The sequence below is a fragment of the Streptomyces daghestanicus genome (assembly GCF_020521275.1).
Lineage (GTDB): Bacteria > Actinomycetota > Actinomycetes > Streptomycetales > Streptomycetaceae > Streptomyces > Streptomyces griseoviridis.
Map to the genome: position 1 here is coordinate 1,117,776 of NZ_BNDX01000016.1, position 12,567 is coordinate 1,130,342.

The window sequence follows — 12,567 nt, forward strand, 5'->3', positions numbered from 1 at the left end:
CCCGGGGGCCTTCATCTGATCCGGCGGACCACGTAGGCGGTCCCCTTCTCCGCCGGTTCCTCCCCCACGTACTCCTGTTCCCGCATCGCGCACCACGCCGGGATGTCCAGGCGGGCGGCCTCGTCGTCCGCCAGGACCCGTACCGTGCCGCCGACCGGGACGTCGCCGATCACCTTGGCCAGCTCGATGACCGGGACCGGGCACAGCTTGCCCACCGCGTCCACCACCAGCGCGTCCCCCTCGGTCACGGTGGCCGGTGCGGGCGCCCCCAGCTTCGCCCGCACCCCCGCCACCGCCCCCGGCAGCACCTCCAGGAACCGCTCCACGTCCGCCTCCGCCGCCCCGAACGGCAGCGACACCCGGACGTTGCCCTCGCTGAGCACGCCCATCGCCCTCAGCACATGACTCGGCGTCAGCGTGCTGCTCGTGCAGGACGACCCGGAGGAGACCGAGAAGCCCGCGCGGTCCAGCTCGTGCAGCAGGGTCTCCCCGTCGACATAGAGACAGGAGAAGGTGATGATTCCGGGCAGCCGCCGCACCGGGTCGCCGACCACCTCCACGTCCGGCACCAGCTCCGGCAGCCGCGCCCGGAGGCGGTCCGTCAGCTCCCGCAGCCGCGCCGCCTCCCGCGCCGCCTCGGCGCGGACCGCCCGCAGCGACGCCACCGCGGCCACGATCGCCGGGATGTTCTCGAACCCGGCGGCCCGCCCCGCCTCCCGCTCGTCGGCCGGCCCCGCCACCGCGAACCGCACGCCCTTGCGCACCACCAGCAGCCCGACCCCCGCCGGCCCGCCCCACTTGTGCGCGCTGCCCGTCAGCAGCGACCACTCCCCGTCCACCGGCCCCCACGCCAGCGACTGGGCCGCGTCCACCAGCAGCGGCACCCCGGCCGCCCGGCACACCTCGGCCACCCGGGCCACCGGCTGCTCGGTGCCCACCTCGTGGTTGGCCGACTGGAGGCACGCCAGCGCGGTGCCGTCCCGCAGCGCGGCGCCGAACGCCCCGGGATCGACCGCGCCGGTACGGTCCACGGGCACCTCGGTGACCGTGCCGCCCTCCCGCGCGTGCGCCTCACCCGCGTGGAGCACCGACGAGTGTTCGACCGCTGACACGACCAGGTGACGCCCGGCCCGCCGCCGCCCGGCCAACGCCCCCGCCACACCCGTGTGCACGGCCCGTGTCCCGGACGCCGTGAACACCACCTCGTCCGCCCGGCACCCCACCGCCTCCGCGGCCGCCTCCCGCGCCGCGTCCAGCAGCATCCGCGCCCGCCGCCCTTCCCGGTACAACCGCGAAGGATCGGCCCACCCCTCGTCCAAGGAGGCCAACAACGCCTGACGCGCCACAGGATGAAGGGGAGCGGCGGAGGCCGCGTCGAAGTAGGACATACGGCAACGCTAGACGCAGGCTCACCCGGACGCCCGAAAGGGGCGCGGGGAACTGCGCGAACGATCACGACGCGTCCCGCGCCCGCCAAACCAGCGAACCACCCCCCTCACTAGGCACCCCTCCCCGCGAACCCCCGGAGGGCGTCGGCTAGGGTTTGGTCCGCATAAACATCCAAACCCCTGCCCGACGCAGGGCGGCGACCGACCAGCGAGAAGGCCGCAGCCGACAGCGCGGGCGAGACTCTCGGGAAGGCGCTACGTGAGTCCCAACGGCTCCGACCGCTCGCCGCGGCGCCCGATGCGGCGGAAGCTGCTGCAGGCACTGACCGCGGGCCTGGTCCTGGCGACCGCCACCGGTTGCACATGGGAGGACTTCCCCCGCCTTGGTATGCCCACCCCCACCACGGAAGAGGCTCCGCGGATCCTCTCCCTCTGGCAGGGTTCCTGGGCTGCCGCGCTCGCCGTCGGCGTGCTGGTGTGGGGCCTGATCCTGTGGAGTGCTTTCTTCCACCGGCGCAGCCGCACCAAGGTCGAGGTACCTCCGCAGACCCGGTACAACATGCCCATCGAGGCGTTGTACACCGTGGTTCCGCTCGTCATCGTCTCGGTGCTCTTCTACTTCACCGCCCGCGACGAGTCCGAACTGCTCAAGCTCGACAAGAAGCCCGCCGTCACCGTCAACGTGGTCGGCTTCCAGTGGAGCTGGTGCTTCAACTACGTCGAGAGCGTCGACGGTTCCACCGGTGACGCCAAGACGGCCAAGGAACTGGACGCGATCCCGGACCGCTACAAGGACCAGTTCCCGGCGAACGCCGGCGGTGTCTACGACTGCGGCACCCCGGGCACCCGCAACGAGCAGACGAACAACCCCGGCCCCACCCTGTGGCTGCCCGAGGGCCAGCGCGTCCGCTTCGTCCTGACCTCCCGCGATGTCATCCACTCCTTCTGGGTGGTGCCGTTCCTGATGAAGCAGGACGTCATCCCGGGCCACACCAACGCCTTCGAGGTGACCCCCAACAAGGAGGGCACCTTCCTGGGCAAGTGCGCCGAGCTCTGCGGCGTCGACCACTCCCGGATGCTGTTCAACGTCAAGGTCGTCTCCCAGGAGCGCTACGAGCAGCACCTGAAGGACCTCGTCAAGAAGGGGCAGACCGGTTACGTGCCCGCGGGCATCGCCCAGACGGACCACGAGAAGAACCGGGAGACGAACAACCTGTGAGCATCCTCAACGAACCCCAGGGTGCCGCGGCAGGGTCCCACTACGCGGACGAGCTGCCGGTGCGGCGCCAGCGGCGCGGCGAAGTCGTCGTCAAGTGGCTGACCACCACGGACCACAAGACGATCGGCACGCTGTACCTGGCCACGTCCTTCGCGTTCTTCTGCATCGGCGGCGTCATGGCGCTGCTCATGCGCGCCGAGCTGGCCCGTCCGGGCCTGCAGATCGTGTCGAACGAGCAGTTCAACCAGGCGTTCACGATGCACGGCACGATCATGCTGCTGATGTTCGCGACGCCGCTGTTCTCCGGTTTCGCGAACTGGATCATGCCGCTGCAGATCGGCGCGCCCGACGTGGCGTTCCCGCGGCTGAACATGTTCGCCTACTGGCTTTACCTCTTCGGCTCGCTGATCGCGGTGGCCGGCTTCCTCACCCCGCAGGGCGCGGCCGACTTCGGCTGGTTCGCGTACTCCCCGCTGTCCGACGCGGTGCACTCGCCCGGCATCGGCGGCGACCTGTGGATCATGGGTCTGGCCTTCTCCGGCTTCGGCACGATCCTCGGCTCGGTCAACTTCATCACCACGATCATCTGCATGCGCGCGCCGGGCATGACCATGTTCCGCATGCCGATCTTCACCTGGAACGTGCTGCTGACCGGTGTCCTGGTCCTGCTCGCCTTCCCGGTGCTGGCCGCGGCCCTGTTCGCCCTGGAGGCGGACCGCAAGTTCGGTGCCCATGTCTTCGACGCGGCCAATGGCGGCGCGTTGCTGTGGCAACACCTGTTCTGGTTCTTCGGGCATCCAGAGGTGTACATCATCGCGTTGCCGTTCTTCGGCATCGTCAGTGAGATCATCCCGGTCTTCTCCCGCAAGCCGATCTTCGGCTACATGGGCCTGATCGGCGCCACGATCGCCATCGCCGGTCTGTCGGTCACGGTGTGGGCGCACCACATGTACGTCACCGGTGGCGTGCTGCTCCCGTTCTTCTCCTTCATGACCTTCCTGATCGCGGTTCCGACCGGTGTGAAGTTCTTCAACTGGGTCGGCACCATGTGGAAGGGCTCACTGTCCTTCGAGACCCCGATGCTGTGGTCGACCGGCTTCCTGATCACCTTCCTCTTCGGTGGTCTGACCGGTGTCCTCCTCGCGGCCCCGCCGCTGGACTTCCACGTCTCGGACTCGTACTTCGTGGTGGCCCACTTCCACTACGTGGTGTTCGGCACCGTCGTCTTCGCGATGTTCGCCGGCTTCCACTTCTGGTGGCCGAAGTGGACCGGTAAGATGCTGGACGAGCGCCTCGGCAAGATCACCTTCTGGACGCTGTTCATCGGCTTCCACGGCACCTTCCTGGTCCAGCACTGGCTGGGCGCCGAGGGCATGCCGCGCCGGTACGCCGACTACCTGGCGGCCGACGGCTTCACCGCCCTGAACACGGTCTCGACGATCAGCTCGTTCCTGCTCGGCATGTCGATCCTGCCGTTCTTCTACAACGTCTGGAAGACCGCCAAGTACGGCAAGCCCGTCGAGGTGGACGACCCGTGGGGCTACGGCCGCTCCCTGGAGTGGGCGACCTCCTGCCCGCCGCCGCGGCACAACTTCCTCACGCTGCCGCGCATCCGCTCCGAATCCCCGGCCTTCGACCTGCACCACCCGGAGATCTCCGCGCTCGACGCGCTGGAGAACACCGGCCACGGTGACAAGGCCCTCGCTGGCGGCAAGGAGGCCGGCAAGTGAAGATCCAGGGCAAGATGTTCATCTGGCTGAGCGTCTTCATCCTCGTCATGGCGATCGTCTATGGCGTGTGGTCGAAGGAGCCGGCCGGTACCACGGCGCTCTTCCTGGCCTTCGGGCTCTCGATCATGATCGGCTTCTACCTCGGCTTCACGGCCAAGCGGGTCGACGCGGGTGCCCAGGACAACAAGGAGGCGGACGTCGCGGACGACGCCGGCGAGGTCGGGTTCTTCAGCCCGCACAGCTGGCAGCCGCTCTCCCTGGCCGTCGGTGGCGCGTTCGCGTTCACCAGCGTGGCGATCGGCTGGTGGCTGATGTACTTCTCGGCCCCGCTGCTCCTCATCGGCCTCTTCGGCTGGGTCTTCGAGTACTACCGCGGTGAGAACCGCACCCAGTAGCACGCCCGGCCGCCCGAAGGGCCCGGACACTCCGCCAGGAGAGTCCGGGCTCCTTCTTTTGGCCCAGCGCGCCACCCGTCCGGCTTACCCACCGCGCCGCACCCGCCCAGGCTTCCTACGTTGAGGCCATGAGCCACTCCGTTCACTCCCAGGCACGCGGGCGCCGCACCGCCGTCGGCTGCACCCTGCTGGTGATCGCCCTGGGGGCGGGCGCCACCGCGTGCAGCGGCGGCGACGACGACCCGCTGGCCGCCGCACCCTACGACGCGGCCGACCACATCTCCTTCAACGCCCCCGCGGGCGCCGGGAAGAAAGCCGACCCCGACAAGCCCCTGGAGGTCGTGGCCGAGGGCTCCGACGGGCGCATCACGGACGTCACGGCCGTGGACGCCGCCGGCCGCTACGTGGCGGGCGAGCTCTCCGCCGACGGCGCCCGCTGGCACAGCACCTCACCGCTGGCCGCCGACGCCTCCTACACGGTCCGGGTGAGCACCGAGAACGCGGACGGGGCGCCCGGCCGCAAGGTCCTCACCTTCGGCACGGGCAAGCCCACCACCAAGAAGCGCCTCGACATCACCTTCGGTCCCGGCGACGGCACGTACGGCGTCGGCCAGCCCCTCACCGCCGAGCTGAGCCGGCCGGTCAAGGACCCGGCCCAGCGGATGACCGTCGAGCGCGCCCTGAAGGTGGAGTCCACGCCCGCGGTGGAGGGTGCCTGGCACTGGGTGGACGACAAGGAACTGCACTACCGCCCCAAGGACTACTGGCCCGCCCACGCCACCGTCCGGGCCCGCTCCACCCTGGAGGGCATCAAGCTCGGCGACCGGCTCTGGGGCGGCCGGGCCAAGGAGCTGAAGCTCACCACCGGCGACCGCGTCATCGCCGTGACGGACGCCTCCTCGCACACGATGACCGTGTACCGCGACGGCGAGGAGATCAAGCAGATCCCGGTCACCACCGGCAAGCCCGGTTTCGAGACCCGCAACGGCGTCAAGGTCGTGCTCGGCAAGGAACCCTTCGTCCGGATGCGCAGCACCACCGTCGGCATCGCCGAGGGCTCCTCGGAGTCGTACGACCTGCCCGTGCACTGGGCCACCCGGGTGACCTGGAGCGGCGAGTACGTGCACGCCGCCCCCTGGTCGGTCGGCTCCCAGGGCTCCGCCAACGTCAGCCACGGCTGCACCGGCATGAGCACCGCCAACGCGGAGTGGTTCTTCGACACGGTCCGCGAGGGCGACGTCGTCGAGGTCGTCAACTCCTACGGCGACACGATGGAGACCTTCGGCAACGGCTTCGGCGACTGGAACCTCGACTGGAGGAAATGGCGTGCCGGCAGCGCCCTGACCGCCGGCCACCAGCCGGAGAACACAGCGCGCCTCAGCCCGAGCCTCTAGTGCCTGTCGTTCGGATCACGCCGGTGAGCGGGGCAGCCGATCCCCCGCGACCTGATCCGAACGACAGGCCCCAGGGGCACGGGGAACCGCGTGACCAGCCACCGCGCACCCGCCGCCCCACGGGCCGTACCGGGCTACGAGGCGCTCTGCAACTTCCGCTGCCGCAGCAGGGACGCCAGCGCAGAGGCGAACTCCACCGGCTCGACCGGCAGGGTCACGGCCGCGTCCGCCCGGCTCCACGTGGCCAGCCAGGCGTCCTGCGGGCGCCCGATGAGCAGCAGCACCGGAGGACAGGCGAACACCTCGTCCTTGATCTGCCGGCACACCCCCATGCCCCCCATCGGCACCGCCTCGCCGTCCAGGACGCACACGTCGACGCCGCCCCGGTCCAGTTCCTTGACGACGGCGGCGGGTGTCGCGCACTCCACGAACTCCACGACCGGCACGTCCGGAGCCGGCCTGCGACCCGTCGCGAGCCGCACCTGCTCCCTCGTGGTGGAGTCGTCGCTGTAGACCAGCACCGTGACGGTCGGCTGCATGCTTCCTCCGAAAGGTCGTGTCCCGTTGCGCGGGATGCTACTCCCTCCCACACCCCGTCAACACCGGGCGAAACACGACTTCCCCGGACCCCTCGCTGGGCCATACGGGCAGTCCGGACGGGGTGAACACTCCGAACGGCACCCCCGGGAGTGAGGGCGGGATAAGCGACCGACATAATGTCGGTCGTGGCGACAGCAACGACAGTAGATACCGGGCACGCGCACCCGTCGGTCAACCGGCCGAACCTCACCAGCGTCGGAACCATCATCTGGCTGAGTTCCGAGCTGATGTTCTTCGCGGCCCTCTTCGCGATGTACTTCACCCTGCGTTCGGTGACGGGTGCCGATCACTGGAAGGAAATGGCGCACGCGCTGAACCTTCCGTTCTCGGCGACCAACACCACGATCCTGGTGCTCTCCTCCCTCACCTGCCAGCTCGGCGTGTTCGCCGCCGAGCGCGGCGACGTGAAGAAGCTCAGGATGTGGTTCATCGTCACCTTCATCATGGGTGCGATCTTCATCGGCGGGCAGGTGTACGAGTACACCGAGCTGGTCAAGAAGGACGGCCTCTCGCTGTCCTCGGACCCGTACGGCTCGGTGTTCTACCTGACCACCGGCTTCCACGGCCTGCACGTGACGGGTGGTCTCATCGCCTTCCTGCTGGTCCTCGGCCGTACCTACGCGGCCAGGAGGTTCACCCACGAGCAGGCGACCGCCGCCATCGTCGTGTCCTACTACTGGCACTTCGTCGATGTCGTCTGGATCGGCCTCTTCGCCACGATCTATTTGATCAAGTAGGCGCGGACCGCTCCCGCGCACACATCCAGAAGCATCGACGCAGAAGATCCTGACACCGGGGTAATCCGTGAAAAAGCTCTCCGCACGACGACGCCACCCGTTGGCGGCGATCGTCGTCCTACTCCTCGCGCTGGCATGCACCGGGGGGCTCTACGCCGTGTTCGCGCCCGCGGACAAGGCGCAGGCCGATGAAACGGCCCAGTCCCTCGCCATCGACGAGGGCAAGAAGCTCTACGCCGTCGGCTGCGCCAGCTGTCACGGCACCGGTGGCGAGGGCACCACCGACGGCCCCAGCCTGGTCGGCGTGGGCGCCGCGGCCGTGGACTTCCAGGTGGGCACCGGGCGCATGCCGGCCCAGCAGCCGGGCGCGCAGGTCCAGAAGAAGAAGAACATCTACTCGCAGGCCGAGATCGACCAGCTCGCGGCCTACATCGCCTCGCTCGGCGCCGGTCCGTCGATCCCCACCGAGGAGAAGTACCGCGACGAGGGCGCGGACATCGCCAAGGGCGGCGACCTGTTCCGCACCAACTGCGCGCAGTGCCACAACTTCACCGGCAAGGGCGGCGCGCTGACGCACGGCAAGTTCGCTCCGTCCCTGGAGGGCGTCTCCGCGAAGCACATCTACGAGGCCATGCAGACCGGCCCGCAGAACATGCCTTCCTTCCCTGACACCACGCTGACGGAGCAGAACAAGAAGGACATCATCGCGTACCTGAACGCGGTCAACGGGGACGAGACCGTGGACCCGGGCGGTCTTTCGCTGGGCGGCCTCGGGCCGGTCAGTGAGGGACTCTTCGGCTGGATCTTCGGGCTCGGCTCCCTCATCGCCGTCGCCGTGTGGGTCGCCGCTCGGACCGCAAAGGCCAAGAAGTCATGAGTAGCCAAGACATTCCAGAAGAGAACCTGCCCGCAGCGCAGGACCACGCCCACGGCGAGGTGGCGGACGAGCAGCACCCGTTCGCCGACCCGGGGCTGCCGCCCCACGAGCACCGCGTCCAGGACATCGACGAGAAGGCCGCGAAGCGCTCCGAGCGCGCCGTCGCCTTCCTGTTCACGCTGTCGATGCTGGCCACCGTCGGCTTCATCGCCGCGTTCGTCGCGATCGACCACGACAAGTCGGTCTACGTCTTCCCGATCGGCCACATCAACGCGCTGAACTTCGCCCTCGGCCTCACCCTGGGCGTGGCGCTGTTCTGCATCGGCGCGGGCGCGGTCCACTGGGCCCGCACCCTGATGTCCGACGTGGAGGTCGCCGACGAGCGCCACCCGATCGAGGCGTCCCCCGAGGTCCGTGCCAAGGTGCACGCCGACTTCAAGCAGGGTGCCAAGGAGTCCGCGATCGGCCGCCGCAAGCTGATCCGGAACACCATGTTCGGCGCCGTCGCCCTGGTGCCCCTCTCCGGCGTCGTGCTGCTGCGCGACCTCGGCCCGCTGCCCGAGGACAAGCTGCGCCACACGCTGTGGAACAAGGGCAAGCTGCTCGTCAACATGAACACCAACGAGCCGCTGCGTCCCTCCGACGTCGCGGTGGGCTCCCTCACCTTCGCCAAGCCCGAGGGCCTGGAGGAGCACGACGAGGAGTTCCAGAACGAGATCGCCAAGGCCGCCCTGATGATCGTCCGCATCCAGCCGGACAACATCAAGGACAAGCGCGAGCTCGAGTGGTCGCACGAGGGCATCGTGGCGTACTCGAAGATCTGCACCCACGTCGGTTGCCCGATCTCGCTGTACGAGCAGCAGACGCACCACGTGCTCTGCCCCTGCCACCAGTCCACCTTCGACCTCTCCGACGGCGCCCGGGTCATCTTCGGTCCCGCCGGCCACGCCCTGCCGCAGCTGCGCATCGGCGTGAACGACGAGGGCTACCTCGAAGCGCTCGGCGACTTCGAAGAGCCCGTCGGTCCTGCATTCTGGGAGCGCGGATGAGCACACACGAGAGCACCACGGCCCGCTCCCGCGGGAAGGCGCCGGCCGGCGAGCGCGTCGCCGACTGGGCCGACGGCCGGCTGGGGATCTACTCCCTGGCCAAGGCCAACATGCGCAAGATCTTCCCGGACCACTGGTCCTTCATGCTGGGCGAGGTCTGCCTCTACAGCTTCCTCATCATCATCCTCACGGGTGTGTACCTGACGCTGTTCTTCCACCCGTCGATGAACGAGGTGGAGTACCACGGCAGCTACGTGCCCCTGCAGGGCCAGCTGATGAGCGAGGCGTACAAGTCGACGCTCGACATCAGCTTCGACGTGCGCGGCGGTCTGCTGATCCGGCAGATCCACCACTGGGCGGCGATCATCTTCCTCGCCGGCATGTTCGTGCACATGATGCGCGTCTTCTTCACCGGCGCGTTCCGCAAGCCGCGTGAGATCAACTGGCTGTTCGGCTTCCTGCTGTTCGTCCTCGGCATGTTCACCGGCTTCACCGGTTACTCGCTCCCGGACGACCTGCTCTCCGGCACCGGTGTCCGCTTCACGCAGGGCGCGATCCTGTCCGTGCCGATCGTCGGTACGTACATCTCGATGTTCCTGTTCGGCGGGGAGTTCCCGGGGCACGACTTCGTCGCCCGGTTCTACTCGATCCACATCCTGCTGCTGCCGGGCATCATGCTCGGGCTCGTGGTCGGCCACCTGATCCTGGTCTTCTACCACAAGCACACCCAGTTCGCGGGCCCCGGCAAGACCAACAAGAACGTCGTCGGCATGCCGCTGCTGCCGGTCTACATGGCCAAGGCCGGAGGCTTCTTCTTCCTGGTCTTCGGTGTCATCGCGGCCATCGCCGGCATCGCCTCGGTCAACCCGATCTGGTCCATCGGCCCCTACCGTCCGGACCAGGTGTCCACCGGCGCCCAGCCCGACTGGTACATGGGCTTCGCCGAGGGCCTGGTCCGCGCCATGCCGGGCTGGGAGATCAACTTCTGGGGCCACACGCTGGTCCTGGGCGTCTTCGTCCCGCTGGTGATCTTCGGGATCTTCCTCGTGGCGATCGCCGTGTACCCGTTCATCGAGTCCTGGGTCACCGGGGACAAGCGCGAGCACCACATCCTGGACCGCCCGCGCAACGCCCCGACCCGCACGGCCTTCGGTGTCGCCTGGGTCACCGCGTACATGATCATGCTGATCGGTGGTGGCAACGACATCTTCGCCACCCACTTCCACCTGTCGATCAACGCGGTCACCTGGTTCGTCCGGGTCAGCTTCTTCGTCGGACCGGTCATCGCCTTCGTGATCACCAAGCGGATCTGCCTGGGCCTCCAGCGCCGCGACAAGGACAAGGTGCTGCACGGCCGGGAGTCGGGCATCATCAAGCGCCTGCCGCACGGTGAGTTCATCGAGGTGCACGAGCCGCTCAGCCAGGAGCAGCTCTACACCCTCACCGCGCACGAGCAGTACAAGCCGGCCGAGATCGGTCCGGCGGTCGACGAGAACGGCGTCGAGCGCAAGGCGAAGAGCACCGAGAAGCTCCGCGCCAAGCTCAGCAAGTCCTACTACGGCGAGGAGTCGCAGATTCCGAAGCCGACCGTCGAGGAGTACCGGGAGATCACCAGCGGCCACGGCCACCACTGATCCCCCAGCGTCGCCACGCCACGGCGAAGGGCCCCGTCCGGTGTTCGGACGGGGCCCTTCGCCGTGCCGCCGGGCTGGATAGGGTGGACCCGGTTCTTCCCTGATCCACTCACTCTCACAGGAGCGGCTGATGAGCGCTGTGACCCCCGCTGGAGGCGACACCGCGGCGGGCCGCTCCTGGCCCGTGCTGCTGAACGGACTGCTCGGCGGCCGGGACCTGACCGCCGACGAGACCGCCTGGGCGATGGACACGATCATGCGCGGCGAGGCGACCGACGCGCAGATCGCCGGCTTCGCCGTGGCCCTGCGGGCCAAGGGCGAGACGGTCGCGGAGATCACCGGGCTGGTGCGGGCGATGTACGAGCACGCCCATGTGATCGAGGTGCCCGGCGACACCGTCGACATCGTCGGCACCGGCGGCGACGGCGCCAAGACCGTCAACATCTCCACCATGTCCGCGATCGTCGTCGCCGGCACCGGGGCGAAGGTCGTCAAGCACGGCAGCCGCGCCGCCTCCTCGGCCTCCGGCGCCTCCGACGTCCTGGAGAAGCTCGGCGTCAATCTGGAACTGACCCCGAAGCGGGTCGCCCAGGTCGCGGACGAGGCCGGGATCACCTTCTGCTTCGCCGTGAAGTTCCACCCGGCGCTGCGCCATGTGGCCGTCGCCCGTGGCCAGTTGGGCATCCGGACGGTCTTCAACTTCCTCGGGCCGCTGACCAACCCGGCCAAGGTCCGCTCCCAGGCGGTCGGCGTCGCCGACGCCCGGATGGCGCCGATCATCGCCGGGGTCTTCGCCGAGCGCGGCAACTCCGCGCTGGTCTTCCGCGGTGACGACGGCCTGGACGAGCTGACCACGACGGCCACCTCCCGGGTGTGGACCGTACGGGACGGCAAGGTCACCGAGGAGGTCTTCGACCCGCGGGACGTCGGCATCGAGATCGTGCCGGTCGAGGCGCTGCGCGGCGCCGACGCCTCGTACAACGCGGACGTGGCCCGCCGGCTGCTGAACGGGGAGAGGGGCCCCGTACGGGACGCCGTGCTGCTCAACGCGGCGGCGGCCCTGGTGGCCCTGGAGCCCGGCGCGGGGCCGCTGACGGACCGTATCCGGGCCGGGATGGAGCGGGCCGCCGAGTCGGTCGACTCCGGGGCGGCGCGGCGGGTGCTGGAGCGCTGGGTGGCCGCCAGCCACACCTGAGCGGCTCCCGGGCGGCATCTGAGCGTGCCGTGTGACGTGCGTCCCGCGATCCGGACACGGGTTGCGGGACCACGATCGTTTCGCCTACTTTCTGAGCCAGGTCATGAGTGACAGTCATGAGGCCCCGGCCGACTGTCCGGCAACCCTCCGTCCGTGGCGGGGTGCCCCGGGTGAAGACCAGGCCGTGGACAGCAAGGTCCGCGGCAAGCGCGGACCCCTCGCGAGCACCAGGGGTCCTGGGTCGTCCGAGGGAGTCTCCCGTGAACCAGCGAATGCGCTAGGGCCGCAGAGCCCCGCCTCCGCACACCTTTCCTCACCTTCACCGCGCCGTGCCGCGTGCTGTTCCCAC

Annotated in this window: 11 protein-coding genes and 1 riboswitch; of the genes, 9 read left to right on the plus strand and 2 right to left on the minus strand. The window is 69.0% G+C overall.

Annotated elements, in window-relative coordinates:
• Window positions 1-11: 11 nt before the first annotated feature.
• Window positions 12-1,388, minus strand: coding sequence for a cysteine desulfurase/sulfurtransferase TusA family protein (locus Sdagh_RS31695; RefSeq protein WP_190077373.1), 1,377 nt, complete (start codon window positions 1,386-1,388; stop codon window positions 12-14).
• A 259-nt stretch (window positions 1,389-1,647) separates the two neighbouring features.
• On the opposite strand from Sdagh_RS31695, the gene ctaC reads away from it, so the two are divergent.
• The 4 genes from ctaC (at window position 1,648) to Sdagh_RS31715 (ending at window position 6,126) form a co-directional block, all read left to right on the plus strand.
• Complete coding sequence (gene ctaC / locus Sdagh_RS31700; RefSeq protein ID WP_189413474.1) at window positions 1,648-2,607, plus strand: aa3-type cytochrome oxidase subunit II; 960 nt, start codon at window positions 1,648-1,650, stop codon at window positions 2,605-2,607.
• Window positions 2,604-4,337, plus strand: coding sequence for an aa3-type cytochrome oxidase subunit I (gene ctaD / locus Sdagh_RS31705; protein ID WP_189413476.1), 1,734 nt, complete (start codon window positions 2,604-2,606; stop codon window positions 4,335-4,337). The genes ctaC and ctaD overlap by 4 nt, the downstream gene beginning before the upstream one ends.
• A complete protein-coding gene (locus tag Sdagh_RS31710) occupies window positions 4,334-4,732 on the plus strand; it encodes a cytochrome c oxidase subunit 4 (protein ID WP_189413478.1) in 399 nt (132 codons plus the stop codon). The genes ctaD and Sdagh_RS31710 overlap by 4 nt, the downstream gene beginning before the upstream one ends.
• 128 nt (window positions 4,733-4,860) lie before the next feature.
• Window positions 4,861-6,126, plus strand: a complete 1,266-nt coding sequence (locus Sdagh_RS31715; RefSeq protein ID WP_189413480.1) for a L,D-transpeptidase — start codon at window positions 4,861-4,863, stop codon at window positions 6,124-6,126.
• A gap of 134 nt (window positions 6,127-6,260) precedes the next feature.
• Here the strand turns inward: Sdagh_RS31715 and Sdagh_RS31720 are convergent, their stop codons facing one another.
• Window positions 6,261-6,665 carry a response regulator gene (locus Sdagh_RS31720; RefSeq protein ID WP_189413482.1) on the minus strand — a complete coding sequence of 135 codons (405 nt, stop codon included), beginning with the start codon at window positions 6,663-6,665 and terminating at the stop codon, window positions 6,261-6,263.
• 177 nt (window positions 6,666-6,842) lie between these two features.
• On the opposite strand from Sdagh_RS31720, the gene ctaE reads away from it, so the two are divergent.
• The 5 genes from ctaE (at window position 6,843) to trpD (ending at window position 12,218) form a co-directional block, all read left to right on the plus strand.
• On the plus strand, window positions 6,843-7,463 hold the full coding sequence (ctaE, locus tag Sdagh_RS31725) for an aa3-type cytochrome oxidase subunit III (RefSeq protein WP_189413483.1): 621 nt from the start codon (window positions 6,843-6,845) through the stop codon (window positions 7,461-7,463).
• 67 nt (window positions 7,464-7,530) lie between these two features.
• The gene (gene qcrC, locus Sdagh_RS31730) at window positions 7,531-8,340 is read left to right on the plus strand and encodes a cytochrome bc1 complex diheme cytochrome c subunit (protein ID WP_189413485.1); all 810 of its coding nucleotides are present in this window, start codon (window positions 7,531-7,533) and stop codon (window positions 8,338-8,340) included.
• A complete protein-coding gene (gene qcrA / locus Sdagh_RS31735) occupies window positions 8,337-9,389 on the plus strand; it encodes a cytochrome bc1 complex Rieske iron-sulfur subunit (RefSeq protein WP_189413487.1) in 1,053 nt (350 codons plus the stop codon). The genes qcrC and qcrA overlap by 4 nt, the downstream gene beginning before the upstream one ends.
• Entirely contained in the window at window positions 9,386-11,023 is a 1,638-nt protein-coding gene (gene qcrB / locus Sdagh_RS31740) for a cytochrome bc1 complex cytochrome b subunit (protein ID WP_189413488.1), read from the plus strand. Before qcrA ends, qcrB begins: the two co-directional genes overlap by 4 nt.
• A gap of 130 nt (window positions 11,024-11,153) precedes the next feature.
• Window positions 11,154-12,218 (plus strand): anthranilate phosphoribosyltransferase, encoded by a 1,065-nt coding sequence (gene trpD, locus Sdagh_RS31745; protein ID WP_190077372.1) that lies wholly within the window; start codon window positions 11,154-11,156, stop codon window positions 12,216-12,218.
• Between the two features lie 99 nt (window positions 12,219-12,317).
• A riboswitch (SAM riboswitch) is annotated at window positions 12,318-12,434 on the plus strand.
• Window positions 12,435-12,567: the final 133 nt, after the last annotated feature.

Coding starts and splice junctions, on each gene's coding strand:
- Sdagh_RS31695 (WP_190077373.1), bottom strand. CDS start 1,388: ATGTCCTACTTCGACGCGGCCTCCGCCGCTCCCCTTCATCCTGTGGCG.
- Sdagh_RS31715 (WP_189413480.1), top strand. CDS start 4,861: ATGAGCCACTCCGTTCACTCCCAGGCACGCGGGCGCCGCACCGCCGTC.
- Sdagh_RS31720 (WP_189413482.1), bottom strand. CDS start 6,665: ATGCAGCCGACCGTCACGGTGCTGGTCTACAGCGACGACTCCACCACG.
- ctaE (WP_189413483.1), top strand. CDS start 6,843: ATGTCGGTCGTGGCGACAGCAACGACAGTAGATACCGGGCACGCGCAC.
- qcrA (WP_189413487.1), top strand. CDS start 8,337: ATGAGTAGCCAAGACATTCCAGAAGAGAACCTGCCCGCAGCGCAGGAC.
- qcrB (WP_189413488.1), top strand. CDS start 9,386: ATGAGCACACACGAGAGCACCACGGCCCGCTCCCGCGGGAAGGCGCCG.
- trpD (WP_190077372.1), top strand. CDS start 11,154: ATGAGCGCTGTGACCCCCGCTGGAGGCGACACCGCGGCGGGCCGCTCC.